The organism is Hyphomicrobiales bacterium (genome assembly GCA_016710435.1).
Lineage (GTDB): Bacteria > Pseudomonadota > Alphaproteobacteria > Rhizobiales > Aestuariivirgaceae > Aestuariivirga.
On the sequence record JADJVV010000001.1, the window covers coordinates 3,277,144 to 3,299,867 of the forward strand.

The window sequence follows — 22,724 nt, forward strand, 5'->3', positions numbered from 1 at the left end:
CGAACAACAAACCCCGGCGGAGACGCCGGGGTTTTTTGCTGAAGTCTGCCGGAAATCTTGCTATCGATCTTGTGGGGGCGTTCGCTCGGAGACTCTGCCATGAACCGCAAGCCCCTCCTGTTGGCCGTTGCTCTTGCCTGGCTGTCCTTTTCCCCTTCGTACCTGCGCGCCGACACCCTTCCACTGCCACCCGCGCTGGTCAGTTCAGCATCCGATCAGGGGCAGTCGCTGCTGATCGGAGCGGAATCCCGCAAAGCCTATTTCCCGCTCGCCGACCATTTTGTGACCCAACTGAACCAGGCGTTCTGTGGCGTGGCCTCCATGACCATGGTGCTCAACGCAAGCGGCCTCCCCGCGCCCGCAGTGCCGGAATTTGATCCCTATCGCACGTTCACGCAGGACAATGTCCTGACGCCCGCGACGGAATCCGTTTTGCCCGTTGATACGATCAAGAAGATGGGCATTACCCTGGACCAGCTGGGTGGCATGCTTTCAACCTATCCTCTCACCGTGAATGTGCGCCATGCCGCTGATTCAAGCGCCGATTCATTCCGCAAGGAGGCCAGTGCGGCGCTGAATACGCCTGGAAATTTTGTGATCATCAATTACCTGCGCAAGGCGATCGGCCAGGAGAAAGGCGGGCATATTTCCCCTCTTGCGGCCTATGATGCCGATGAAGACCGCTTTCTCATCCTTGATGTGGCCCGTTACAAATATCCTCCCGTGTGGGTGAAGACGGCTGATCTTTATGGCGCCATGAATACCCAGGACTCGGACAACAATAACCAGACCCGCGGATACTTGCTCATCGCCCGGAAATAGCTTGATTGCAGCGCGCGCAAGTTTACGTTGTCTCCGGCAACGCCAATCGGTTTCCGGAGATCACCTCATGCGCCAGTTTGCATGCGCCTGTTTCGCCCTCATCGTCGCAACGAGTCCTGTCTTTGCCCAGGATGCCGCCGACAAGCTTGATGGTTCGGCCTACAAGGACGACGAGGTCTGCGCCAAGGGTTTGAATACGCCCGACTGCATTCTCTCGTTCTTCATCCATGGCAAGGCGGCGAAGACGCTGTTTGACGGCATGCCCGACAAGGCCGAGCGCGAAGAATGCACCGGTGGCATGGAGAAGCTCAGCAAGTCCGGCCTCGCGTGTTTCAAATATGATGACGGCACCTACACCTGCAGCTTTGGCTATCACTTCGCCGACCAGACATTCGGCGGCAGCCACGAGGATTGCTGAAGGCTCTCGCCGTCAAAGCAGCAGCGCCCCTTCATGACGGAGCAGCCATTCCTTGCGCTGCAATCCCCCGCCGTAACCCGTCATTGATCCATCGGCGCCGATGACGCGGTGACAGGGCACCACGATGGCGATGGGGTTACGCCCATTGGCCAGTCCGACCGCGCGCGAGAGGTTGGCATCGCCAAGCTGCCGCGCGATGGCGCCATAGCTTGTGGTCGTGCCCACCGGGATGCGCCGCAACGCCGCCCACACCTTGCGTTCGAACTCCGTGCCCCCGCCGTCACACAGCACATCATCAAGGGCATGCAGATCCCCGGCGAAATATTCGCGCACACGCGAGGTGATGCCAAAGGGATTGTCCGTGGGCTGAAGATCGGCATGGCCGAAGCGCACCCTCATCTCGCGCGCCACCCGGTCCGTCGCGTCGTCGAACTCCAGCAGCAGCAACACCCCATCGCGCGCGAGCAGCACCATGTCGCCGATGGGCGTGGCTATGCGGTCTGTCTGGAAGCAGTGCATGGCGCGAGTATCGGCGGATGGGGTGACGGATGCAACATGGTGCTTCTGGTTCAAGGCCCTGCCCCGGCCGCGAGCCTGCCCCTCGCGGAAACGGGAGTCCGGATCGCGTGCGTCATCGCGCCGGTGACGCGATCAAGGCGCGCGTTCGGAAGGACAGAAATGGGGGAGTGGTTGGGCGTTCACGGTGGCATGGGGTGTCGAGGGAAAAATGGAGGGACTGTTCCCGTACGGGCCTGTCGCCTGCATGCGGTGGTGAAAAGAGGGTATTGGATTCGGCGATAAGCCCAACCTTGAAACGCAGCGGTTTTGGCCCGCAAGGCCCGCACTCGCCAATCCACACAACCAGGGCACTTACGGACTGAGCCCGGCCCCGTTGCGCATTCCTCCAAAGAGGAACGCGGGGTGTGGGTGAACTGCGGTAAACCGCGCTTGGACCTTAGTGTCCAAGGGGCGGACCTCCGGCTCCCGGGAGCTGTCAGTGCTTTGCTGACAGAGCGCGGGCGCTGCTCATGGGTGAGGCAGTGCAGATAAGCTCGCGACACTGATCCCTCCTTGCCAAACCCATCGCAAGTTATAAATCACAGAACAGGAATAAAGTCAATAGCGATCCCTGCTCAAGGTCTGTATCACGGCCGGCAAGTGCAAAGGGTTTGGCAATGCCCAAAACCCCCTATTTTACGAGCCCTACCCGTCAATCGACGTTGACGTGCATCAATGACAGGAATGCGCGTTCTGGTAGATTTCACAGAATTACGACGGACGCGACAAGAGCTTCGACGTGAGGTCCGGGTTGACGGCAGGGGTAACCACCCCTCTCCCTACCATCTCCGTCTCACATCGATGAGGTCCCGGCCCATGCATGCGTGCAAGGGCTGGGACCTGCCCCGTGTCACCCCAACCGCTTCAGCGCCTCGTCCACCTTGGCCTTGCGATCGACCAGGCCGGCGCGCAGTTCACGGGATTCTTCCAGCACTTCGGCGGGGGCTTTTGCCACGAAGGCGGCGTTGTTCAGGCGGCCGTCGATCACGCCCATGTCCTTGGCGATCTTCTCCAGTTCCTTGCTGAGGCGGGCGCGCTCGGCGGCGAAATCGATGACGCCCTCCAGCGGCAGTGCGATCGTCGCTTCGTCCAGCACCATCTGGGCGCTTGCCTTGGGCACCTGATCTTCGAAGGAGATGGCCGAGAGGCGGGCGAGACGCATGATCTCGGCTTCCCAGGTGGCGGCGCGGCGGCGGGCGTCCTGCCCTGCCCCCACCAGCACCAGCGGAATCTTCGCGCCCGCGTTGACGTTCATTTCAGCGCGCACCGAACGCACTTCCGAAATGAGGCGAATGACCCAATCCATCTCGGCATCCGCCGCGGCATCACCGAGGCCCGCATAGCTGGCCCAGGCCGCGTCGATGAGCATGCCGTCGCGCGCCGCCGTCTTCTGCCACAGTTCTTCCGTGATGAAAGGCATGAAGGGGTGCAGCATGAGGAAGATCTGGTCCAGCACCCAGGCGCAGGTCGCTTGCGTCTCGGCCTTCCCGGCTTCGTCGCTGCCCGTGAGGAGCGGCTTGATCAGTTCCACGTACCAGTCGCAGAACACGTTCCACACGAACTGATAGGCGGCAGCGGCGGCCTCGTTGAACTTGTAGTCCTCGATCGCTTTGGTGATGGCGGCATGGGCACGGGACACCTCGCCCGCGATCCAGCGGTTGACGGTGACGCGCGCCGCCACCGGATCAAAGCCCGCCACATGGGCAACGCCGTTCATCTCGGCAAAGCGCGTGGCGTTCCACAGCTTCGTTGCAAAATTGCGATAACCTTCGACGCGCGTGGTCGAGAGCTTGATGTCGCGGCCCTGCGCGGCCATGGCGGCCAGTGTGAAGCGCAGCGCATCGGCGCCATACTGGTCCACCAGTTCCAGGGGGTCCATGACGTTGCCCTTGGACTTGGACATCTTCTGGCCCTTCTCGTCACGGACCAGGGCGTGGATGTAGACCGTGTGGAACGGCACTTCCTTCATGAAGTGCAGGCCCATCATCATCATGCGCGCCACCCAGAAGAAGATGATGTCGAAGCCGGTGACGAGCACATCTGTCTTGTAGTGCCGCGCCAGTTCCGGCGTCTGCTCCGGCCAGCCCAGCGTGGAGAACGGCCACAGCGCGGAGGAGAACCAGGTGTCGAGGACATCAGAGTCACGACGCAGGAAAACCTTATCCAGCGTCTTTCCGGCGCGGTAATTCACCTCCTGCATCGAGGGAACCAGGTTTCCGGTACCATCATCCCATTTGATTTCCTCAGCGGGGCATCCGTAGAAGGCCGCGGCCTGCGCCAACGCATCTTTCTGGTTCTCGGCCACAAAAATCTTGTCTCCCGGCCCATACCACGCCGGAATCTGGTGACCCCACCAGAGCTGGCGCGACACGCACCACGGTTGAATGTTGCGCATCCACTCGAAGTAGGTCTTCTCCCAATTCTTCGGCACGAAGATGGTGTCGCCCTTCTCCACCGCCGCAATGCACGGCTTGGCGAGTTCGGCAGCGTTCACATACCATTGCTCGGTGAGCCACGGCTCGATCACCACATCCGAACGGTCGCCATGCGGCACCTGATGGGTATGCGGCTCGATCTTGTCGAGAAGACCCAGCTCTTCAAGTTTTGCCACCACCACGCGCGCGCCAAGCGATGTCCTAAGGGCTGCGCGCCGCAAGTTCGGGCTTTCCCTTTCACGCATGGCCGCCATCTTCGGCAATCCAGCCGCCCAGCGCCTTGACCATGTCTTCGGCTGACGAATAGGCCTTTACAAAATCCGTGTTTTCCCAGAAATCCGCGCGCGGCCCGACTTCGATCTTGCCGAACTGGTCGAGCATGTTGATCTGCGCCAGATTGTGGCGCTTGCCCACTTCAAAGTCGTTGAAGTCATGCGCCGGTGTGATCTTGACGGCGCCTGTGCCTTTTTCCGGATCGGCATAATCATCTCCAACGATGGGGATGATGCGGCCCACCAGCGGCAAGCGCGCGTGCTTGCCGATGAGGTGCTTCAGCTTTTCATTCTCGGGATGGACGGCAATGCCGCTATCACCCAGCATCGTCTCGGGCCGCGTGGTGGCGACGATGATTTCCTCGCCGGGGGCACCATCGATCACCGGATACTTGATGTGCCAGAGACTGCCCTTGATTTCCTTCTGCACCACTTCGAGATCGGAGATGGCGGTGAGGAGCTTCGGGTCCCAGTTCACAAGGCGCTTGTCCTTGTAGATGAGGCCATCCTTGTAGAGCTGCACGAAGACCTTGCGCACGGCGGCCGACAGGCCTTCATCCATGGTGAAGCGCTCGCGCGACCAATCGCACGACGCCCCGAGGCGGCGCAGCTGCTGGGTGATGATGCCGCCGCTCTCGGCCTTCCACTCCCACACGCGCTTGAGGAACGCCTCGCGGCCCATGCTGCGGCGGTCGGTGTTGTTCTCCTTCGCCAGCAGGCGCTCCACCACCATCTGCGTGGCGATGCCGGCATGGTCGGTGCCCGGCTGCCAGAGCACGTCGCGGCCGCGCATGCGCTCGAAGCGCACGAGGATGTCCTGGATCGTGTTGTTGAGCGCATGCCCCATGTGCAGCGAACCCGTGACGTTGGGCGGCGGGATCACGATGGTATAGGGTTCGGCCTTGGGCTTGCGGCCCGGCTTGAAGGAACCGGCCTTCTCCCAGCCCTCATACAGGCGGGTTTCGATGTCGGCGGGAACGAAGGTCTTGTCGAGCATGATGGCGCAAAATCACTGTTGTTTCGCGCCAGCGTATAGAGGCCCACCCCGCCCCGATCAACAGATCAGGCAGGTCTTCAGGTGAAGGCCGCACCCAGTTCATCGGTCCCGATCCAGACCTTGCGGGCGGGCGGGGTGGCGCAACGCGAAGGATGCGGAGTCGAGAGAGGGTGCATTGAACATGACGGCCTTAGCCTTAACGGGACTGTGGATTAGCCTGGTTGCGGGCGACGCGGGCGATTTCCTCGCGCACCAGGCGCTCCACCAATGGCGGCAGATTGTCGTCCAGCCATTGCTTCAGCATGCCCCGCAGCAGCTCACGCGTCACGTCTTCCAGCGAACGTCCGCCCATGCCTTGCGTGAACAGCGATTCCGAAAGATGGCGGAAGGCCGCCTGGGTCGTGGCTTCCGCGTGATGCGAGAGCATCGCCGCCTGATCCGCCTGAGGCTGGTAGTAGCCGCGCGGATCCTCGTAGCGTGGTGTCACATGCGCCTCGTAGCCATGGGCGCCATGCACATGGTCTTCGCCATAGGGCGCTTCATAGCCCTGTGCCTCTCCATGCTGCGCCTCTTCACCGTAGGTGATGTCGTCGAATTCATCCTGCAGCGTGCGGGCGCGCATGGCGGGCGGCGGCATCTCCGGCGGGGGCAAGGCACGCGGCGAAATCAGCCGGCGATTCTGCTGCACCGGTTCCGGGCGTCCCTGCGGCGCGGCGGTGTGCTGCGGATGGGCGCGGACCGGCCCGGACATGATGGTCTTGAAGTCATTGCGGGGCGGCGGCGGCACCCGTTGCGGCTCGATCATGGGCCGTGCCGAGCGCCGTGGCGGCGCAGGAATGGGCGGCACTTCCGTTGTGTTGCGCAGGATGCGGCCACGCAGTTCGGCGATCTCTTCGCGCGCTTCCTTGTTGCGGGTCTTGGTTTCGTTGAGGTTGACGCGCAATTCGCGCAACGCTCCACGCATCAGCGTGCCACGCGCTTCTCCGGCGGTCGAAGTGCCCTGCCCGTCCTCATCACTGTCGATAGCCTTGCGGATGGAGGCCAGCAGGTCTTCCATTTTTGGTTCGATCGACAACTCAAGCCCCTTAGCAAGCGGCAGTCACGAATCCTGCAGCCCCGATCACCGTCACACTACCTTTAGCAACTTGTGCGGCTTTGTCACGCGCCGAGGCGTTAACCTTTGGCCGTCACTCCACGGTCTCGACGTCGGTGCCGATCCACTTGTTCTTCACGCGCCGATAGTTTTCCTCGGCGTCGTAATAGGGACCGGGCAGGTCGAGATTGCGGGCCGTCAGCTTGCCGATGGCCGCCTTGAGTTCATACGAGGCCAGCACCTGATCGTGCTCGGCAATGACGAGGTTGATCCGCGCATTGATCACCTCCTGCTCGGCGTTCAGCACATCGATCGTTGAGCGCGAGCCCACGAGATATTCCTGGCGAATGCCGTTCAGCGCCTCGGCGGCCGCCGACACCTGTGCCCGCGCCGACACGATGGCTTCAAACGATGCCGTGAAGAAATTCCACTGCGTCGTGACGCCCTGGGTGACCGAGCGGCCCGCCTGGACGATCTCGATGCGGCGCTGGCTTTCAAGCTGCTTGGCCTGGCGGACGGCGGAATAGACCCGCCCTGCTTCATAGAGCGGCACATCCACCACGCCGGAAATCTGCGCGAAGTCCTGACGGTCCACCCCATCCTGCGGATCGGCGGTCACGCCGGCGGCAGCTTCCAGCCGCGCTTCCGGCAGCAAGTCACCCTTGGTGACTTCAACGGCATGCTCCTGCGCAAGCTGCACATGCGTGGCGACAAGAATATTGGGATTGACGGAGCGCGCGATGTCGAGTGCTCCATCCAGTGTCTTCGGGTTCTTGGCAAAGCCCGGCGAGGCCAGCTTGTCCGGCTTGTGGCCGATCACCGCCACGTAGCGCGCCGAACTTTCGGCCAGCGTGGCGCGTGCCGAGGCGACCTGCGCCCGTGCGCCGCTGACGCGGGCCCGCGCCTGCGACACGTCGGTGCGCGTGACTTCGCCCGCATCAAAGCGCGCCCGTGCGGCGCTGGCCTGCCGTTGCAGGTTGACCACGTTCTGCTCGCGCAGCGCCAGAATGCGGCGATCACGGATGACATTCATGTAGGCCGTCGCCGCACTGAGCAGCACGTCCTGCTCGGTCGCGAGCAATTGCTGGCGTCCCGCGCGCACGGTTTCCTTCGCCTGTGCCACGCCTTCGACGGTCTTGAAGCCGCGGAACAGCGGCTGGGCCAACTGGATGTTCACGGACTTTGAAGTCGAGTCCTTGTCGGTGGTGACGTCGGTATCGCTCCAGCCATAAGTCACGTCGCCCTGCGCGTTGATCACCGGCCGCCAGCCAGACTTGGCAGTGGGAACCAGTTCGTCCGTGCCGCGCTGGCGCGCGCGCTCGCCCTGAAGGATGGGGTTGCTGCGGTAGGCACTCACCAGTGCCTGCTTGAATGATTCGGCATGCGCCGCCGCACCGAGGCCCAAGGCCGCGGTTGCGATGCCAATGAGTGCAACGCGCCGCAACAAGCGGCCTTGCAACAGTTTCACCATGATTGAGCCCACACCTTGAACGCCCGGAACGAGCGTCCACCATATCAAATTGATATATGCTTTAGAATATAGCTGGCCCTCAGTTTCAAGTGATTTCGTACGCCTGTGCAAAGCCGCTGTTAATCATCTGTGCAGGTCTGGCACAATCCTTGCGCATGGTTTGCAGTGCGGCCACAGGAATGTTGTGCAGCGCAAGACCATCGTCTATAGGCGCCACCGGATTGTTAACCCGGCGCTGTTAGTCGGGTGACACCAGTTTGGGGCCTCGTGGCGGAGTGGCTACGCAGAGGACTGCAAATCCTTGTACGGGGGTTCGATTCCCTCCGAGGCCTCCAAAACCGGGCGCAGCAGCCCCTCCCTCACGCAAAAGACCTCAGAACCGGCGGCTGGCACGGCGGGTGCCCATGCCGAGTTTTCCCGAGAGTCCCGGCCAGCGGCGGTGCAGCCACGTGCTGATACGCACCGTCAGGTGACGGCGGAAGCGACGAACGGGCGGAAAGTCGATCGACAGAATCAGGAGGCCGAGTGGAATCATCCAGAAGCCGAGCACCGGCAGAAAGCCCAGCAGGCCGCCGATCACGAACACCACGCCCAGCAGCGCCCGCAAGACCGGGTGTCCAGGCACCGGAACGCGCTTTCCGAGAAATTGCACCGACTTCAAACCCAATCTCCTTTTCCAACGCCGGAATATAGGGATGATTTGTGAAGTTTCATCCCGCGGCGGGGCCTGAGCGGCAGGTTGTGAAAAAAGACTTTTACAGACAATTCCGCTCTGCTAAAGCCCCGGCGACATTCCCCGATAGCTCAGTTGGTAGAGCATTCGACTGTTAATCGAATGGTCGCTGGTTCGAGTCCAGCTCGGGGAGCCAGTTTCGAGAACGCCGGTCCACGTGGCCGGCGTTTTTCATTTGCGCCGCGCGGATTTGACGGCACTGCAAGCACACGCCATTGTATCCGCCAAAGGAACACTTCATGACCATTCGAAACGATGTGACGGCCGCGATCGGCAACACGCCGCTGATCAAGCTGCGCAAGGCGTCTGAGCTCACCGGCTGCACCATTCTGGGCAAGGCGGAATTCATGAATCCGGGCCAGTCCGTGAAGGACCGCGCTGCCCTCTTCATCATCCGCGACGCAATGACCCGCGGCGAGTTGAAACCGGGCGGCACGATTGTGGAGGGCACTGCCGGCAACACGGGAATCGGCCTTACGGTGGTTGCGAACGCGCTCGGCATCCGCAGCGTGATCGTCATCCCCGACACGCAATCCCAGGAGAAGAAGGACGCCCTGCGCCAGCTTGGCGCGGAACTGGTGGAGGTGCCTGCCGTTCCCTACAAGAACCCCAACAACTACGTGAAGTATTCCGGCCGCCTCGCCAAAGCCATGGGCGGAGTCTGGGCCAATCAGTTCGATAACGTGGCCAACCGTCAGGCCCACATCGAAACCACCGCGCCGGAGATCTGGGCGCAGACGGACGGCAAGATCGATGGCTTCGTGGCAGCCGTCGGGTCAGGCGGCACGCTGGGCGGGGTAAGTCTTGCGCTGAAGGAGCGCAACAAGGCCGTGCGCATTGCCCTTGCCGATCCCATGGGTGCCGCCCTTTTCAGTTATTACAAGACGGGCGAATTGAAGTCCGAAGGATCGTCCATCACCGAGGGAATCGGTCAGGGGCGCATCACCAAGAACCTCGAAGGAGTGGTTGTGGATGACGCCTTCCAGATTCCGGATGCGGAAGCGCTGACGGTGGCGTTTGATCTGCTGGAACACGAGGGACTGTGCATGGGCGGCTCCACCGGCATCAACGTGGCCGGCGCCATCCGCCTCGCCAAACAGATGGGCCCCGGCCACACCATCGTGACCGTGCTCTGTGACTACGGCACGCGCTACGCCTCCAAGATCTTCAACCCGGCGTTCCTGCGCTCCAAGAACCTGCCAGTGCCGCGCTGGCTGGAAGCAGAATCAACAGCGCCGAAAGTGTTTGAAGAGGTGCCGGCATGACCGCCCTCCTCTTCCGCGACGATGCCTATGCGAAGTCCTGTGCCGTGAAGGTGCTCGGCGTGAATGAGCGCGGCGGCATTATCCTCGACCAGACCATCTGTTACGCGACGGCGGGCGGACAGCCCGGCGACAAGGCCACGCTCCGTCTCCATGGCCGCGACATTGCCATTGCCACAACCGTCTACGATGAGAACAAGGCGGTGGTGCATGTGCCCAGCGAAGGCCAGCAACCGCCCGCAGTTGGTGACACGGGCACCCTCGACCTGAACTGGGAAAACCGCCATCGCATCATGCGCTGCCACACCATGATGCACTTGCTCTGCGCGGCGGTGCCTTTTGCGGTCACGGGTTCTGCCATCACGGAAGATGGCGGGCGCATCGACTTTGACATTCCCGAAGGCCAGATACCGGACCGGACAGAACTCGCTGCCAAGATCAACGCCTGGATTGCCGAGGACCATCTCGTGACGACACGCTGGATCACCGACGAGGAACTGGATGCCAATCCTGAACTCGTGCGCACCATGTTCGTGAAGCCGCCGCGCGGCACGGGCAAGGTGCGGCTGGTGCTGATCGGCGACGGTGGAAAGCTCGATCTTCAGCCCTGCGGCGGCACCCATGTGAAATCCACTGGCGAGATCGGCCCCATCGCCGTCGACAAGATCCAGAACAAGGGCAAGATCAACCGCCGCATCCGCCTCGTGCTGGCCAACCCCTGAAATTCGACACTGAAATCCTCATGACCAACCTCGTCTCCACCGGCTGGCTCGCCCAGCATCTCCATGCCCCGGACATCGTCATCCTCGATGCCTCATGGCACATGCCCGCAGCCAAGCGCGACGCGAAGGCAGAATTCCGCGCCAGCCATATTCCGGGCGCGCGCTTTTTCGACATCGATGCGCTGTCGGACCGCGCTTCTTCCCTGCCCCACATGCTTCCGCCGCCCGCGCAGTTCTCCAGCGGCGTGAAGAAACTCGGCGTCGGCGATGGCAAGAAGGTGATCTGCTATGACAGCGCCGGCCTGTTCTCCGCCGCGCGTTGCTGGTGGATGTTCAAGGTCTTCGGCCATGACGACGTGGCAGTGCTGGATGGCGGCCTGCCCAAGTGGCTGCGCGAAAACCTTCCCGTGGAAGATGGCGAACCGGCAGCACCGCAGGAACGCCACTTCACGCCCCGCTTCCGCGCCAGCATGGTGCGCGGGATTGGCGACGTGGCGAAGGGCTTGCAGTCAGGCCAGATGCAGGTGGCGGATGCCCGTTCCGGCACGCGCTTCCGTGGCGAGGAGGCTGAACCCCGCGCCGGCGTGCGCCCCGGCCACATGCCGGGCGCCAGGAACGTGCACTATGCCTCGCTCCTCGCCCCAGACGGCACGCTGAAACCTCAGGCGGAGCTTGCGAAGACCTTCGCAAGCAACGGAGTTGACTTGGAAAAGCCAGTGGTCACAAGCTGCGGATCCGGCGTCACCGCCGCCATCCTGAGCCTCGCCCTCACCGAACTCGGTACCCGTGACCACGCCCTTTACGACGGCTCATGGACCGAATGGGGCGCGAGTGAGCAGCCGGTGGTGACGGGTTGAACTGAAAAGACTTGTGAGGGTCTGACCTACCGCACCGGCGGCGCATAGAGGATGCCGCCCTTGTCCCACAGGGCATTGAGGCCGCGTTCGATTTGCAGCTTCGATCCTGCGCCAAGATTGCGGTCGAAGATTTCGCCGTAGTTGCCGACGGCGGAAATGGCGCGCGCAGCCCAGTCCGCATCAAGTCCCAGATCCGCACCGAACGAGCCTTCGACGCCCAGCAGGCGGCGAATATTCGGCTTCCTGGACTTTTCCTTCGCCTCCGCCACGCCGGGACCGCGCACTTCCAGTTCCTCGGCGTTGATGAGCGCAAACAGGGTCCAGCGCGCGATGTTGAACCACTGCTCGTCACCCACGCGCACGGCCGGGCCAAGAGGTTCCTTGGAAATCACTTCCGGAAGAATGATGTGCTCCTCCGGCTTCGCGAGCTTCAGCCGCACGGCATAGAGCTGCGACTGGTCGGTGGTGTAGGCATCGCACTTGCCCGCTTCGTAGGCGGCCACAGCCTCGGCAATCGTGCCAAAGGCCTGCGCGGTGTAGGCCATTTCCTTCTCGCGGAAGAAGTCATCGACGTTGGCCTGGGTCGTTGTGCCGCTGACAGTGCAGATGGAAGCCTGGCTCATGTTGAAGACGGAGGTGACGCCCGAGAGCTTCGCCACCATGAAGCCCTGCCCGTCGTGATAGCTGATGCCGGCGAAACGGAACGGGTACTTGGTCTCGCGTTCCATCGTCCATGTCGTGTTGCGCGCCAGCACATCGACGGCACCTGACTTCAGCTTGTCGAAGCGGTCCTGCGCAGAAAGCCCCACGAACTCGACCTTTGCCGCATCACCCAGCGTCGCGGCGGCCAGCGCCTTGCAGTAATCCACATCGAAGCCCGCCCACGAGCCATCGGCCTGCTTCTCGGCAAAACCCTGCAGGCCCGCATTGACGCCGCAAAGGAGCTTGCCTCGCGCCTTCACGTCCTCCAGCGTCGAAGCGGATGCAATACCCGCGAACACGACCGTTGCAGCCAAGGCCCCCAGCACTTTGCGCAGCATCACACATCCTCTTCTGGTTGAAACCGGAACTCTAACCCGCCTTCCCGGTGATTCCAAGCAAGGCCTCCGACACGGAAGCAGCGGTGGCGCAGGTCGGCTTGGAAGGGCGGGACACCATGACGACGGGGATGCCAAGCGCCCGCGCCGCCGCCAGTTTTGCTGACGTGGAGTCTCCGCCGGCGTTCTTGGTGAGAAGACAACCGATGCGCTCCCGCTCCATCAAAGCGTGTTCCGAGGTGAAATCATGGGGTGGACGGTCGAGCAGCACGGACCATCCCTCCGGCAGGGCTTCATCCGGCGGCTCGATGGTGCGGATGATGCCGCTGAGATCAGGCCGCGCGATCAGACCCTGCAACCCCTTCCGTCCTGTGGTGACGAGGACCCGCGCCCCTGGCGGAATGCGCTCCACTGCTTCTTCGAGCGAAGCGGCATCGATCCAGCGATCACCAGGTCCGGCGACCCACGCCGGCCTTTCAAGCCGCACCAGCGGAAGGCCAAGTTGCACGCAAGCCGCATGGGCGTGAGCCGACATCTGCGCCGCAAAGGGGTGCGTGGCGTCCACAACGCGGCTGATGCCCTCCGCCCGCAGGAAGTCAGCCAATCCAGGCACGCCGCCAAATCCGCCGCGATGAATGCGGCCTGCGGGCAGCACCGGATCCTGCGTCACGCCAGCAAACGATGAGATCACATCAATGCCCAGCGCCACCAGCCCGTTGGCGAGCGCCCGCGCCTCAGTGGTGCCCGCGAGAATGAGGATGCGTTCACCGGGCATGGGCGATGATCTTCCCCGCGCGATCCACAATGATGATGTCGGCAGCAACCGGCGCATCACCCAGCACCTCCCGCGTCTCCATCAGTGCATCGGCGGCAACCCGCTGTGCCAGGGCTTCGCCCGCAATCTCCAGCACATGCTGTGCCGTGTTCGCCGACAAGACCGCAGGGCGCATCTCGGCGGGAACACGATCCGCCAACCATGCGAAGTCCACCTGGCTTCGCCCCGAATGCAGATCCATCGCCCCTTGCGCCAGCTTGGTGATCTTGCCGAAGCCGCCGCCGATCGTCACACGCGCAACCGGATGCAGGCGCAGATACTTGAGAACGCCGCCCGCGAAATCCCCCATGTCGAGCATCGCCTCCAGCGGCAGACCGTAATGGCCCCGCACCGCATCTTCTGACGTCGAACCTGTGCAGCCCGCCACATGGGTGAGCCCAACGGCACGGGCCACGTCGATGCCACGATGGATGGAGGCAATCCACGCCGCGCAGGAAAACGGATTCACAATGCCCGTGGTGCCGAGGATCGACAAACCTCCGACGATGCCGAGACGGGGGTTCCAGGTTTTCTCCGCCAGCGCTTCGCCGCCCGGAATCGAAATCTCGATCTCCGCCCCGCCGCCGAAGTCTGCCGCCACCTGCTGCATCATCTGGCGTGGCACGGGGTTGATGGCGGCTTCACCGACAGCAATGGGAAGGCCGGGCTTCGTCACCGTCCCGACGCCCTCGCCTGCCCTGAAGACAACACCCGCGGGCAGCCGCCGCACAGTGGCGACCACAAGCGCGCCGTGGGTCACATCCGGATCATCGCCCGCATCCTTGATGATTCCGGCCCGGGCCCAGCCGTCGCCCATCTCTTCCCGCGCCAGAGCGAAAGCCACCCGCTCACCCTTGGGCAATGTAATTTCGACCGGATCGGGGAATCGTCCTGTCACCAGGGCCGTCAGGGCCGCCTTTGTGGCCGCCGTGGCACAGGCACCTGTCGTCCAACCGCGACGCAATGTCTGTTGTGGCTTTTCCCGGACCATGGGCCGTGGGTATAAGGGGCCATGAGCCACACGCCAACGAAAAGCGCAAAGCCCTGGGAAGGCGAAACACACGCCCCCGGCTTTGCCCGTCTCGACCAGGAAGCCTTCCCGGACTTTGCCGCAGGCTGGGTCTGGCTGGTGGGTGCCGGGCCCGGTGCGCCCGGCCTCATGTCGCTCCTCTGTTATCACGCCATGCAGAACTGCGATGTGGTGGTCTACGATGCGCTGGTGAACCCGGATATCCTGCGCTGGGTCCGCGTCGGCGCGGAACTGGAATATGCGGGCAAGCGCGGCGGCAAGCCCTCGCCCATCCAGCGCGACATTTCAGAGCGGCTGATTGAACTGGCGCAGGCCGGCAAGCGCGTGCTTCGCCTCAAGGGCGGCGATCCCTTCATGTTCGGGCGCGGCGGCGAGGAAAGCCAGACGCTTGCCAAGGCCGGCGTGCCCTTCCGCATCGTGCCCGGCATCACGGCGGGCGTGGGCGGCTTGGCCTATGCCGGCATTCCGGCCACGCACCGTGACACCAATCACGCCGTCATCTTCCTGACGGGCCATGACGCCACCGGAAAAATGCCCGCCAACGTCAACTGGTCAGCCATTGCGACGGCGGCGCCTGTGATCGTCATGTACATGGCGGTCAAGAACCTGGGCGAGATCGCCGCCGTGCTGATGCAGCATGGCCGCCCCTCCGACCATCCCGTCACCATCGTCTCGAACGCCTCCCTTCCGCAACAGCAGGTGGCGTCCACGACGCTGGCGGATGCCGGCCGCTACGTGGCCGAGAATGATCCCCCCACGCCCGCCATCGTGGTCGTCGGCCACGCCAGCGACTGGCGCAGCGTGCTCGACTGGTACGGTTCCGAGCAGCGGGAAAATGGCATTGGCTGAAGTCCGTCTGGGCCGGGGCTTCGTCATTGCCGCGCCCTCGTCGGGCAGTGGCAAGACCTTGGTCACGCTGGGGCTGCTCCGCGCCTTTCGCAAGGCCGGCCTCACAGTCCGCTCGGCCAAGGCAGGCCCCGATTACATCGACCCCGGTTTCCACGCCGCCGCCAGTGGCGCGCCCTGCCTCAACCTTGATCTCTGGGCCATGGGGACGAATGACTGCCGCGCCCTCCTCGCCCAGCAGGCCCGCGGCGCCGACCTCGTGATTGTCGAAGGTGTGATGGGCCTGTTTGACGGACCGCAGGGCGCACCCGGTTCGACCGCGGACCTTGCCGCGGCCCTGGGCCTTCCCGTGCTGCTGGTGATCGACTGCGCCCACCAGGCGCAATCCGTGGCGGCCCTCGTCCATGGCTTTACGCACTTCCGGAAGGACGTGAAGGTCGCGGGCCTCTTCCTCAACCGGGTGAAGTCCGACCGACATGCAGCGCTGCTGCGAGAGGCGCTTGGGGCAGTGCCTCCTCTGCTCGGCACACTGCGTCAGAGTGACTCTGTCCACATGCCGTCGCGGCACCTTGGATTGGTGCAAGCGCAAGAGAATCAGCAGCTTGAAGCGTTGATCGAAAGTGCGGCCGCAGGAGTCACACGTGAAACAATTCTTGACAACCTGTTTCAAATTGGTGCGCCCGTCACGAATCACGCCCCCGCCACCGGCCTGAAGCCACTGGGCCAGCGCATCGCCGTGGCGCGGGACCAGGCTTTCGGATTCGCCTACGCGCACATGCAGGAAGGTTGGACAAGGGCCGGTGCGACCGTCATTCCGTTCTCACCGCTCAACGACGAAGCCCCGGACAAAACCGCCGACGCGCTGTTCCTGCCCGGCGGCTACCCGGAACTCCACGCCCCGCGCATCGCCGCAAACAGCCGCTTCCTCGATGGGGTCCGCCGCTTTGGGGGAACCGTTTACGGCGAGTGCGGCGGCTACATGGTCTTGGGGGACGGTCTGACGGACGTGGACGGCCACCGTCACACCATGGCGGGCCTGTTGCCGCTGGAGACAAGTTTCGCCACCCGCAAGCTCCATCTCGGCTACCGGCAACTGGCCTGCGCCGGCGGTCCTTTTCCGGCGAACCTGCGCGGCCATGAATTCCATTACTCCACCGCAACCGTGAAAACCGGAGCCACACCCCTGTTCCATGCCCGCGATGCTGCGGGCAACGACCTCGGTGCCATGGGGCAGCGCCTGGGCAATGTGATGGGCTCATACGCCCACATCATCGCGGAGGCTCCATGACGGCGCGCGCCATCATGTTCATGGGTACCGGCAGCGATGTGGGGAAGTCCCTGATCGTGGCAGGCCTGTGCCGCGCCTTCGCCCGCCGGGGCCTGAAGGTGGCACCCTTCAAACCGCAGAACATGTCCAACAATGCCGCCGTGGCGGTGGACGGCGGCGAGATCGGCCGGGCCCAGCATTTGCAGGCGCTGGCGGCAGGCGTGCGGCCCTCCCACCACATGAATCCGGTGCTGCTCAAACCCGAGAGCGAAACGGGCGCGCAGGTGATCGTGCAGGGCCAGCGCCGCGACACCCTGAAAGCGCGGGACTACTTCAGGCGGCGCATGGAATTCCTGCCCTCCATCACCGACAGCTTTGCGCGCCTGTGTGAAACCCACGACCTTGTACTGGTGGAGGGCGCCGGAAGCCCCGCAGAAACCAACCTTCGCGATGGCGACCTCGCCAATTTTGGCTTCGCCACCGCCGCAGGCATCCCCGCCGTGCTGGTGGGCGACATCCACCGGGGCGGCGTGATCGCCTCCATCGTCGGCACCCAAGCGGTGCTGGACGAAGCGGACCGGACACTCCTGAAAGGCTTTCTCATCAACAAGTTCCACGGCGATGCTTCCCTGTTTGATGAAGGACGGCGCGACATCGAAACCCGCACCGGGCTAACCTGCCTGGGCGTGGTTCCGCATTTTGCCGGCGCCCGCCACCTCCCCGCCGAGGACGCCGTGGCGCTGGAGCACGACACCCCTGTCATGCCGGACGGTTACAAGGTGGCGGTGCTCCGCCTGCCGCGCATCGCCAACTTCGATGACCTCGATCCGCTCCGCGCCGAACCCGGCGTGTCGGTCCGGTTCGTGAACGAGGGCGAGGCCCTGCCGGGCGATACCCGCCTCGTGATCATACCCGGCAGCAAGTCCACCATCGCCGACCTTGCTGCCCTCCGCGGCAACGGCTGGGACATTGACCTCGCGGCACACCACCGGCGCGGCGGCCGCATACTCGGATTGTGCGGCGGTTATCAGATGCTGGGCCGCCGCATCCATGATCCGCAAGGGTTGGAAGGCCCGGCTCAGAGCATCGATGGCCTCGGCCTCCTCGCCGTCGAGACCACCCTGCTCCCCGACAAGACCGTAAGTGAGACCAGCGGCACCCATGTGCCCACCCAGACCGCCATTCGTGCCTATGAGATCCACCTCGGCAGCACGGCAGGTCCTGATTGCGCCCGCCCCTTTGCCACCACGGGCCGGGGCGCCGATGGTGCGATCAGCGTTGACCGCCTCACCATGGGGACATACCTGCACGGCTGCTTTGCCAGCGACGCCTTCCGCCACGCCTTCCTGGCAGAGGCAGGTGGCCCGGCCAGCGCGGTCTCCTACGGGCATCTTGTGGAGAGCACGCTCGACGCCCTCGCCGGTCATCTGGAATCCCACGTAAACCTTTCGCTGCTATGGGACCTGGCGATGGCACCGAAGACCGGCAGATGACTCCTCCCCCATTTCTCATGGCACTTCTCGACACAGGCCTTCAGCCTGCGCTGTCGCTCGTGGTGGAGCGGGTCGTGGGCTATCCCAATTGGCTCTACCGCGTGATCGGCCATCCCGTGTCGTGGATGGGAAGGCTCATCGACTACATGGATGAGCACATGAACACGATGGCCCATGTGAAGTCGCTGTCGCGGCTGAACGGCGTACTCGCCATGCTGCTGCTCTGCACGACCGTCTGGCTCATTGCCACGGTGATCGAGGCTCTCTGCGCGGCGGTACCTTATGGTTTCATCATCAGCGCCCTGCTTGGCTCAACCCTCATTGCCCAGAAGTCGCTGCGCGATCATGTCCGCGATGTGAACCGCGCGCTCAGTTCATCGCTGAGTGCGGGCCGCGCCGCGGTGGCGCAGATCGTCGGGCGCGACACGCGGGGGCTTGATGTTTCGGATGTGGTCAAGGCCGCGCTGGAAAGCCTCGCCGAAAATACCGCCGATGGCGTGGTGGCACCCGTGTTCTGGTACTGCGTCGGCTGCCTCACGATTGGCGGGCTTCCGGCGGTGGCGCTGTACAAGGCAATCAACACCGCCGACTCCATGATCGGCCACAAGACGCCCCAGTACCTGCATTTCGGCTGGGCCGCGGCACGGATCGATGATCTGGTGAACCTTCCCGCCTCGCGCCTCACGGCACTGCTGTTCATCGTTGCGGCGGCTTTCAGCGGCAAGGCGCAGGCACTGAAATCGGCTCGGGTGACATGGCGCGACGCCCGCCGCCACCGCTCACCCAACGCCGGCTGGCCGGAAGCCGCCATGGCCGGTGCCCTCAACATGAAGTTTGGCGGCCCCCGCACCTACGGCGGCGAATTCGTGAAACTGCCCTATATGGGGGAGGGCCGCGACCACTTCCTCCGCCAGGACATCGAGACCGGACTGAAACTCTTCGACCGCGCCATGCTGGTGCTGTTCGCACTCACACTGCTGTTCGCCCTGCTGGCGTGACTCTCCTCCGCCTCGCTACCCTTTCAGCACCAGGGGGAGGCCCGCGGCGACGAACACCACCTTGTCCGCCGCTTGCGCGATGCGCTGGTTGAGGACGCCCTGAGCGTCGCGGAAGGCGCGACCGAGGGCTGTCTCGGGAACGATCCCCATGCCGACTTCATTGGAGACCAGCACCACATCCGCCTGCATGGCGGGCAGCAATGCCGCCAGCATCTCCGCCAATCCCCGCCAGTCATCGTCCGCGAGCATGATGTTGCTGAGCCAGAGCGTCAGGCAATCGACGAGGATGGTCCGGTTCGGCGCGTCAATGACGCGCAGTGTGTCGATGAGATTATGCGGCGCCTCATGCGTCACCCACTGATCGCCGCGATCAAGGCGATGCTTGCCGATGCGGGTGCGCATCTCGTCGTCGAAGGGTTGCGCCGTCGCGACGTAGTGGCGGTCGCCCGCGCACAGGCTCTCGGCATGGCGCGACTTGCCCGAGCGGGCACCACCGAGCACGAGGGTGACTGTCATGGCACATCGCTTCTGGACTTCAGCGGCGGCATGCGCGCAATGAAATGGCCGCGCATCAAATCAGGCCACTGGCGGAAAGGCACCTCGCCGGTCTCGGTCGCCCCATGCAGATCGAACCATGCGAGAATGGCCTCGGCCTGCTCGCGCGTCGGCGCGTTGCCGCCAGTCACATAGGAGAAGCGCTGGTCGTCGCGGATCACCACGCTGCAGGGCCGCGTGCAGTTCCACAGGCAGCTTTGCGTCTGCACCGTCACATCGGCGCGGCCCTTCTCCGCCAGCAGGTCTGTCATGGCGTCAATGAGATAGCTGCCGGCACTGCGGCCATCATCGTCGAGCTTGCGCCCGTCGGCGTGTTTGCAGGTGTTGCAGATGACAATCGCGCGCATGGGAAAAAGGGTGGCCTATGCAATGGCTTGGAAGCAGGTTAGGGTTGCGGGCAATCCATGGAACGCCCAGCCCCTCCCGTCAACCCGCCCCCCGCATGAAACTCAACCGCATCGCCTTCGTGGCGTCCGATTCTCCCGCAGCCAAGCGGGCGCTGACCAAGCTGCAGAAAGCGCATGGGGTGCGCGATCCCGATGGCGCCGACGTCATCGTGGCGCTGGGCGGCGATGGCCACATGCTCCAGACCATGCACCGCTTCGTTTCCACCGGCCTGCCCATCTACGGCATGAACCGTGGCACGGTCGGGTTCCTGATGAACGACTATGGCGAGAAGGACCTGGCGGACCGCCTGCAGGCCGCCGAACTCACCGTCATCCACCCGCTGCGCATGGAGGCGACCTCCGAAGGCGGCGACACGCAGACGGCCATCGCCTTCAATGAAGTCTCGCTCCTCCGCCAGCGCCACCAGGCCGCCAAGATCCGGGTTTCGGTCGATGGTCAGGTGCGGCTTGAGGAACTGGCCTGCGATGGCATCCTGCTGTCAACGCCCGTGGGCAGCACGGCCTACAACCTCTCGGCCCATGGGCCCATCCTCCCGGTGGGATCGCCGCTCCTGGCGCTCACGCCGATCAGCGCTTTCCGCCCCCGGCGCTGGCGCGGCGCCATCCTGCCGCAAACCGCGGAAGTGACGTTCACAATCCTGGAATCGGAAAAGCGCCCGGTCGCTGCCGTGGCCGATCATCTGGAAGTGCGGCACGTCCAGACCGTCAAGATCGCCGAAGACAAGAAGCGCTCGGTGAAAATGCTCTTCGACCCCGGCCACAGCCTGGCCGAGCGGGTGTTGAACGAACAATTCAAGTATTGAGGCGGATGGCCGCTTACGCAGCGCGCTGGATGTCGGCCTTCAGTTGCCGGGCGATCTTGCGGACGCGGTCCTCGGCGAAGCGGCCTACGAATTCAATCTGCTTGGCGCGGTCATGGGGTGCCAGCAATTCGTAGCGCGTCATGAGCGCCTCGAGCAGCCGGCGTCCGAAACTTTCGCGCCCGAGGTTGAGCCCTTCGGCGCGCGCTTCCATCACCACATCGGCATAGGCCTGCAAGACACCGGCGCAGGATGCGGGAAGCCCGCACTTCGAAACGAGCGACTTCATGGCCCCCCGGCCATACATCAGCCCCGCCGTACGCTGGGGTGAAGAACCACCGAGATGGGCGAGCGAGGCTTCGACCACGCGCATTTCACCGAGGCAGGCCGCGCGGATGATGAGTGCGGGTGTCAGCATGTGCTTGGCCGCGAGGAAATCAATGCCGCGCAAAAGTTCTTCAACCGGCGCCGTGGCAAGAACCTGCAGGATGGCGCTGTCTTCCGCATCGGAAACGAGTTCGGAGGCATCATTGGCCGGAAGCCAGGACTTCTCGGCCATCATCTGGCGCATGCGCGTGGCAGCGCGCTTGGCCTGCGTGATGCGAATGTCGAGCGGCAGATTGGGCATTGCCAGAAGCCTGTCGACGAGATCGCCGGACTGGCCCAGCCGCGCATAGAGCGCGTGCATGTCCGCGAGTTCGAGCTTCACCAGTTCGTTGTCCATCAGCGCGAGCACGACCGGCACGGGCGAAGACTTGATGATGTAGGCTGCGGCCTCCGCCGTGATGTCGTGGCGCGAGGCGACCGTGCATTGGCGCGCTTCGTCGCCGACGCGCAACACCGCCAGCATGTGCCACGGATCAAGCGCCGGCGTGATCTTGAGAAACGGCAGCGCAATATCATCCTCTCCTGCAATGACGCAGAACAGGAGATCGGCGGGAACGGTGGCGATGGAGGACAGTTCTTCGGCGAGGACGGCGCGCACGGCGCGTTCTTCATCCAGCGCCAGTTTCAACATGACAGGGAGAACGGAGTCCCGTTCGTGCTGTGGCGTGTCGTCTGCTGCAATCAGCGTGCATAGCTGGCGGGCCAGCGCAACGCGGGCCATGACGCCACCCGTATCGATGACCGCCTCCAGAACCGTGACATCCAAACCCGTGACTGACTCGACCTGCATTCCCAGACCCATGCAAACTAATGGGAGAAGGCTACGGTGCAACGCTTAACAATCGGTTCACTATGCCCGTTAGGAATTGGGTAGGAATTGTCGTCAGTTGGCGCGCATGCCCGTGATGACGCCGGACTGGCGCAGCTTGAACTTCAGGAGATCGCGGTCGAAGGGTTTGAGGAGGAATTCGGCAGCGCCTTCGCGGATCGCCTCGCCCATGGTCTCGACGTCGGGCTTGTCGGCATAGAAGATGACGACGGGGCGGCCATCACGGCCATCGGCTCCCGGCGCAAAACGCAGGAAGTCGCGGGCGTCATCGGCCGCGGCCGCCGACATCACCACGACATCGGGCCGATGCGTCTGGCAGTAGCGGATTCCATCCGCCGTCTCAGGCAGCGCAATGCAGTCAAAGCCCAACTCGGCCATGATGTCGGAGAGCTTCAGGCGCTCGCCGGCGTTTCTGTCGATCAAGAGACAACTGACCATGTGACGCGACTCTCTCTGTGCAACGACCGGGGCCCCAGTGCCTCGGTGGTGCGGAGATCCGGGGGCGGACCGCCTGCACGTGGGGCGAGTCCTGCGCGCGCTTGGTTAATGACACGTTAAACAGCTTTTCCACAGCTTTTCCACAGGGACTATAGTGTTGAAAAAACAAGATAAAGCTGACTT

22 protein-coding genes, 2 tRNA genes and 1 pseudogene are annotated in these 22,724 nt (G+C 63.6%); 12 read left to right on the top strand and 13 right to left on the bottom strand.

Annotated features, from left to right (window positions below; genetic code table 11):
- Positions 1-99 precede the first annotated feature (99 nt).
- Entirely contained in the window at positions 100-822 is a 723-nt protein-coding gene (locus IPM06_15975; protein ID MBK8771912.1) for a phytochelatin synthase family protein, read from the top strand.
- 67 nt (positions 823-889) lie between these two features.
- The gene (locus IPM06_15980) at positions 890-1,240 is read left to right on the top strand and encodes a hypothetical protein (protein ID MBK8771913.1); all 351 of its coding nucleotides are present in this window, start codon (positions 890-892) and stop codon (positions 1,238-1,240) included.
- A gap of 12 nt (positions 1,241-1,252) precedes the next feature.
- Here the strand turns inward: IPM06_15980 and IPM06_15985 are convergent, their stop codons facing one another.
- The 5 genes from IPM06_15985 to IPM06_16005 all read right to left on the bottom strand — a co-directional run bounded on the left by IPM06_15985 (position 1,253) and on the right by IPM06_16005 (position 8,066).
- Positions 1,253-1,759 carry a methylated-DNA--[protein]-cysteine S-methyltransferase gene (locus IPM06_15985; GenBank protein ID MBK8771914.1) on the bottom strand — a complete coding sequence of 169 codons (507 nt, stop codon included), beginning with the start codon at positions 1,757-1,759 and terminating at the stop codon, positions 1,253-1,255.
- 889 nt (positions 1,760-2,648) lie between these two features.
- Positions 2,649-4,478, bottom strand: coding sequence for a valine--tRNA ligase (locus IPM06_15990; GenBank protein MBK8771915.1), 1,830 nt, complete (start codon positions 4,476-4,478; stop codon positions 2,649-2,651).
- Complete coding sequence (locus tag IPM06_15995; protein ID MBK8771916.1) at positions 4,471-5,502, bottom strand: class I tRNA ligase family protein; 1,032 nt, start codon at positions 5,500-5,502, stop codon at positions 4,471-4,473. The genes IPM06_15990 and IPM06_15995 overlap by 8 nt, the downstream gene beginning before the upstream one ends.
- Before the next feature lie 196 nt (positions 5,503-5,698).
- Positions 5,699-6,139 carry a DUF2497 domain-containing protein gene (locus IPM06_16000; GenBank protein ID MBK8771917.1) on the bottom strand — a complete coding sequence of 147 codons (441 nt, stop codon included), beginning with the start codon at positions 6,137-6,139 and terminating at the stop codon, positions 5,699-5,701.
- 550 nt (positions 6,140-6,689) lie between these two features.
- Positions 6,690-8,066, bottom strand: a complete 1,377-nt coding sequence (locus IPM06_16005; protein ID MBK8771918.1) for a TolC family outer membrane protein — start codon at positions 8,064-8,066, stop codon at positions 6,690-6,692.
- A 261-nt stretch (positions 8,067-8,327) separates the two neighbouring features.
- Between IPM06_16005 and IPM06_16010 the strand changes: the two genes are divergently transcribed.
- Positions 8,328-8,401 (top strand) — tRNA-Cys (locus tag IPM06_16010).
- Between the two features lie 125 nt (positions 8,402-8,526).
- On the opposite strand, the pseudogene IPM06_16015 reads toward IPM06_16010, so the two are convergent.
- Positions 8,527-8,757, bottom strand: a pseudogene (locus IPM06_16015) (hypothetical protein).
- Positions 8,758-8,859: 102 nt separating this feature from the next.
- On the opposite strand from IPM06_16015, the gene IPM06_16020 reads away from it, so the two are divergent.
- The 4 genes from IPM06_16020 (at position 8,860) to sseA (ending at position 11,640) form a co-directional block, all read left to right on the top strand.
- Positions 8,860-8,935, top strand: a tRNA-Asn gene (locus IPM06_16020).
- Between the two features lie 103 nt (positions 8,936-9,038).
- Positions 9,039-10,064: a cysteine synthase A gene (locus IPM06_16025; protein ID MBK8771919.1), complete on the top strand. Its 1,026-nt coding sequence runs from the start codon at positions 9,039-9,041 to the stop codon at positions 10,062-10,064.
- Complete coding sequence (locus IPM06_16030; protein ID MBK8771920.1) at positions 10,061-10,783, top strand: alanyl-tRNA editing protein; 723 nt, start codon at positions 10,061-10,063, stop codon at positions 10,781-10,783. Before IPM06_16025 ends, IPM06_16030 begins: the two co-directional genes overlap by 4 nt.
- 20 nt (positions 10,784-10,803) lie before the next feature.
- On the top strand, positions 10,804-11,640 hold the full coding sequence (gene sseA, locus IPM06_16035) for a 3-mercaptopyruvate sulfurtransferase (GenBank protein MBK8771921.1): 837 nt from the start codon (positions 10,804-10,806) through the stop codon (positions 11,638-11,640).
- 26 nt (positions 11,641-11,666) lie between these two features.
- Here sseA and IPM06_16040 read toward each other — a convergent pair whose 3' ends face one another.
- From IPM06_16040 to IPM06_16050, 3 genes are read right to left on the bottom strand one after another with little or no spacing between them, the layout of a single operon-like run.
- A complete protein-coding gene (locus IPM06_16040) occupies positions 11,667-12,680 on the bottom strand; it encodes an amino acid ABC transporter substrate-binding protein (protein MBK8771922.1) in 1,014 nt (337 codons plus the stop codon).
- Between the two features lie 31 nt (positions 12,681-12,711).
- Positions 12,712-13,452 carry a cobalt-precorrin-6A reductase gene (locus IPM06_16045; protein MBK8771923.1) on the bottom strand — a complete coding sequence of 247 codons (741 nt, stop codon included), beginning with the start codon at positions 13,450-13,452 and terminating at the stop codon, positions 12,712-12,714.
- Positions 13,442-14,482 carry a cobalt-precorrin-5B (C(1))-methyltransferase gene (locus tag IPM06_16050; protein ID MBK8771924.1) on the bottom strand — a complete coding sequence of 347 codons (1,041 nt, stop codon included), beginning with the start codon at positions 14,480-14,482 and terminating at the stop codon, positions 13,442-13,444. The genes IPM06_16045 and IPM06_16050 overlap by 11 nt, the downstream gene beginning before the upstream one ends.
- Positions 14,483-14,503: 21 nt before the next feature.
- Here IPM06_16050 and cobA point away from each other — a divergent pair, with 21 nt between their 5' ends.
- From cobA to cobD, 4 genes are read left to right on the top strand one after another with little or no spacing between them, the layout of a single operon-like run.
- Complete coding sequence (gene cobA, locus IPM06_16055; GenBank protein ID MBK8771925.1) at positions 14,504-15,370, top strand: uroporphyrinogen-III C-methyltransferase; 867 nt, start codon at positions 14,504-14,506, stop codon at positions 15,368-15,370.
- Complete coding sequence (locus tag IPM06_16060) at positions 15,357-16,655, top strand: cobyrinate a,c-diamide synthase (protein ID MBK8771926.1); 1,299 nt, start codon at positions 15,357-15,359, stop codon at positions 16,653-16,655. The genes cobA and IPM06_16060 overlap by 14 nt, the downstream gene beginning before the upstream one ends.
- On the top strand, positions 16,652-18,127 hold the full coding sequence (locus IPM06_16065) for a cobyric acid synthase (GenBank protein MBK8771927.1): 1,476 nt from the start codon (positions 16,652-16,654) through the stop codon (positions 18,125-18,127). Before IPM06_16060 ends, IPM06_16065 begins: the two co-directional genes overlap by 4 nt.
- 17 nt (positions 18,128-18,144) lie before the next feature.
- A complete protein-coding gene (gene cobD / locus IPM06_16070) occupies positions 18,145-19,125 on the top strand; it encodes a cobalamin biosynthesis protein CobD (GenBank protein MBK8771928.1) in 981 nt (326 codons plus the stop codon).
- A 15-nt stretch (positions 19,126-19,140) separates the two neighbouring features.
- Here the strand turns inward: cobD and cobU are convergent, their stop codons facing one another.
- On the bottom strand, positions 19,141-19,641 hold the full coding sequence (gene cobU, locus IPM06_16075; protein ID MBK8771929.1) for a bifunctional adenosylcobinamide kinase/adenosylcobinamide-phosphate guanylyltransferase: 501 nt from the start codon (positions 19,639-19,641) through the stop codon (positions 19,141-19,143).
- Positions 19,638-20,027, bottom strand: a complete 390-nt coding sequence (locus IPM06_16080) for a DUF1636 domain-containing protein (protein MBK8771930.1) — start codon at positions 20,025-20,027, stop codon at positions 19,638-19,640. Before IPM06_16080 ends, cobU begins: the two co-directional genes overlap by 4 nt.
- A 95-nt stretch (positions 20,028-20,122) precedes the next feature.
- On the opposite strand from IPM06_16080, the gene IPM06_16085 reads away from it, so the two are divergent.
- Positions 20,123-20,890: an NAD kinase gene (locus IPM06_16085; protein ID MBK8771931.1), complete on the top strand. Its 768-nt coding sequence runs from the start codon at positions 20,123-20,125 to the stop codon at positions 20,888-20,890.
- 13 nt (positions 20,891-20,903) lie between these two features.
- On the opposite strand, the gene IPM06_16090 is transcribed toward IPM06_16085, so the two are convergent.
- Positions 20,904-22,064, bottom strand: coding sequence for a DUF2336 domain-containing protein (locus IPM06_16090; protein MBK8771932.1), 1,161 nt, complete (start codon positions 22,062-22,064; stop codon positions 20,904-20,906).
- A gap of 93 nt (positions 22,065-22,157) precedes the next feature.
- A complete protein-coding gene (locus tag IPM06_16095; GenBank protein ID MBK8771933.1) occupies positions 22,158-22,526 on the bottom strand; it encodes a hypothetical protein in 369 nt (122 codons plus the stop codon).
- Positions 22,527-22,724: the final 198 nt, after the last annotated feature.

Excerpts from the sequence above, each read along its gene's own strand:
- IPM06_16025 (MBK8771919.1), top strand. The coding sequence starts at position 9,039 with ATGACCATTCGAAACGATGTGACGGCCGCGATCGGCAACACGCCGCTG.
- cobD (MBK8771928.1), top strand. The coding sequence starts at position 18,145 with ATGGCACTTCTCGACACAGGCCTTCAGCCTGCGCTGTCGCTCGTGGTG.
- IPM06_16085 (MBK8771931.1), top strand. The coding sequence starts at position 20,123 with ATGAAACTCAACCGCATCGCCTTCGTGGCGTCCGATTCTCCCGCAGCC.
- IPM06_15980 (MBK8771913.1), top strand. The coding sequence starts at position 890 with ATGCGCCAGTTTGCATGCGCCTGTTTCGCCCTCATCGTCGCAACGAGT.
- IPM06_16040 (MBK8771922.1), bottom strand. The coding sequence starts at position 12,680 with ATGCTGCGCAAAGTGCTGGGGGCCTTGGCTGCAACGGTCGTGTTCGCG.
- cobU (MBK8771929.1), bottom strand. The coding sequence starts at position 19,641 with ATGACAGTCACCCTCGTGCTCGGTGGTGCCCGCTCGGGCAAGTCGCGC.
- IPM06_16005 (MBK8771918.1), bottom strand. The coding sequence starts at position 8,066 with ATGGTGAAACTGTTGCAAGGCCGCTTGTTGCGGCGCGTTGCACTCATT.
- IPM06_16045 (MBK8771923.1), bottom strand. The coding sequence starts at position 13,452 with ATGCCCGGTGAACGCATCCTCATTCTCGCGGGCACCACTGAGGCGCGG.
- IPM06_16065 (MBK8771927.1), top strand. The coding sequence starts at position 16,652 with ATGACGGCGCGCGCCATCATGTTCATGGGTACCGGCAGCGATGTGGGG.
- IPM06_16090 (MBK8771932.1), bottom strand. The coding sequence starts at position 22,064 with ATGCAGGTCGAGTCAGTCACGGGTTTGGATGTCACGGTTCTGGAGGCG.
- IPM06_16050 (MBK8771924.1), bottom strand. The coding sequence starts at position 14,482 with ATGGTCCGGGAAAAGCCACAACAGACATTGCGTCGCGGTTGGACGACA.
- IPM06_16060 (MBK8771926.1), top strand. The coding sequence starts at position 15,357 with ATGGCATTGGCTGAAGTCCGTCTGGGCCGGGGCTTCGTCATTGCCGCG.
- cobA (MBK8771925.1), top strand. The coding sequence starts at position 14,504 with ATGAGCCACACGCCAACGAAAAGCGCAAAGCCCTGGGAAGGCGAAACA.
- IPM06_16030 (MBK8771920.1), top strand. The coding sequence starts at position 10,061 with ATGACCGCCCTCCTCTTCCGCGACGATGCCTATGCGAAGTCCTGTGCC.
- IPM06_15985 (MBK8771914.1), bottom strand. The coding sequence starts at position 1,759 with ATGCACTGCTTCCAGACAGACCGCATAGCCACGCCCATCGGCGACATG.
- IPM06_15975 (MBK8771912.1), top strand. The coding sequence starts at position 100 with ATGAACCGCAAGCCCCTCCTGTTGGCCGTTGCTCTTGCCTGGCTGTCC.
- IPM06_16000 (MBK8771917.1), bottom strand. The coding sequence starts at position 6,139 with ATGCCGCCGCCCGCCATGCGCGCCCGCACGCTGCAGGATGAATTCGAC.
- sseA (MBK8771921.1), top strand. The coding sequence starts at position 10,804 with ATGACCAACCTCGTCTCCACCGGCTGGCTCGCCCAGCATCTCCATGCC.
- IPM06_16080 (MBK8771930.1), bottom strand. The coding sequence starts at position 20,027 with ATGCGCGCGATTGTCATCTGCAACACCTGCAAACACGCCGACGGGCGC.
- IPM06_15990 (MBK8771915.1), bottom strand. The coding sequence starts at position 4,478 with ATGCGTGAAAGGGAAAGCCCGAACTTGCGGCGCGCAGCCCTTAGGACA.
- IPM06_15995 (MBK8771916.1), bottom strand. The coding sequence starts at position 5,502 with ATGCTCGACAAGACCTTCGTTCCCGCCGACATCGAAACCCGCCTGTAT.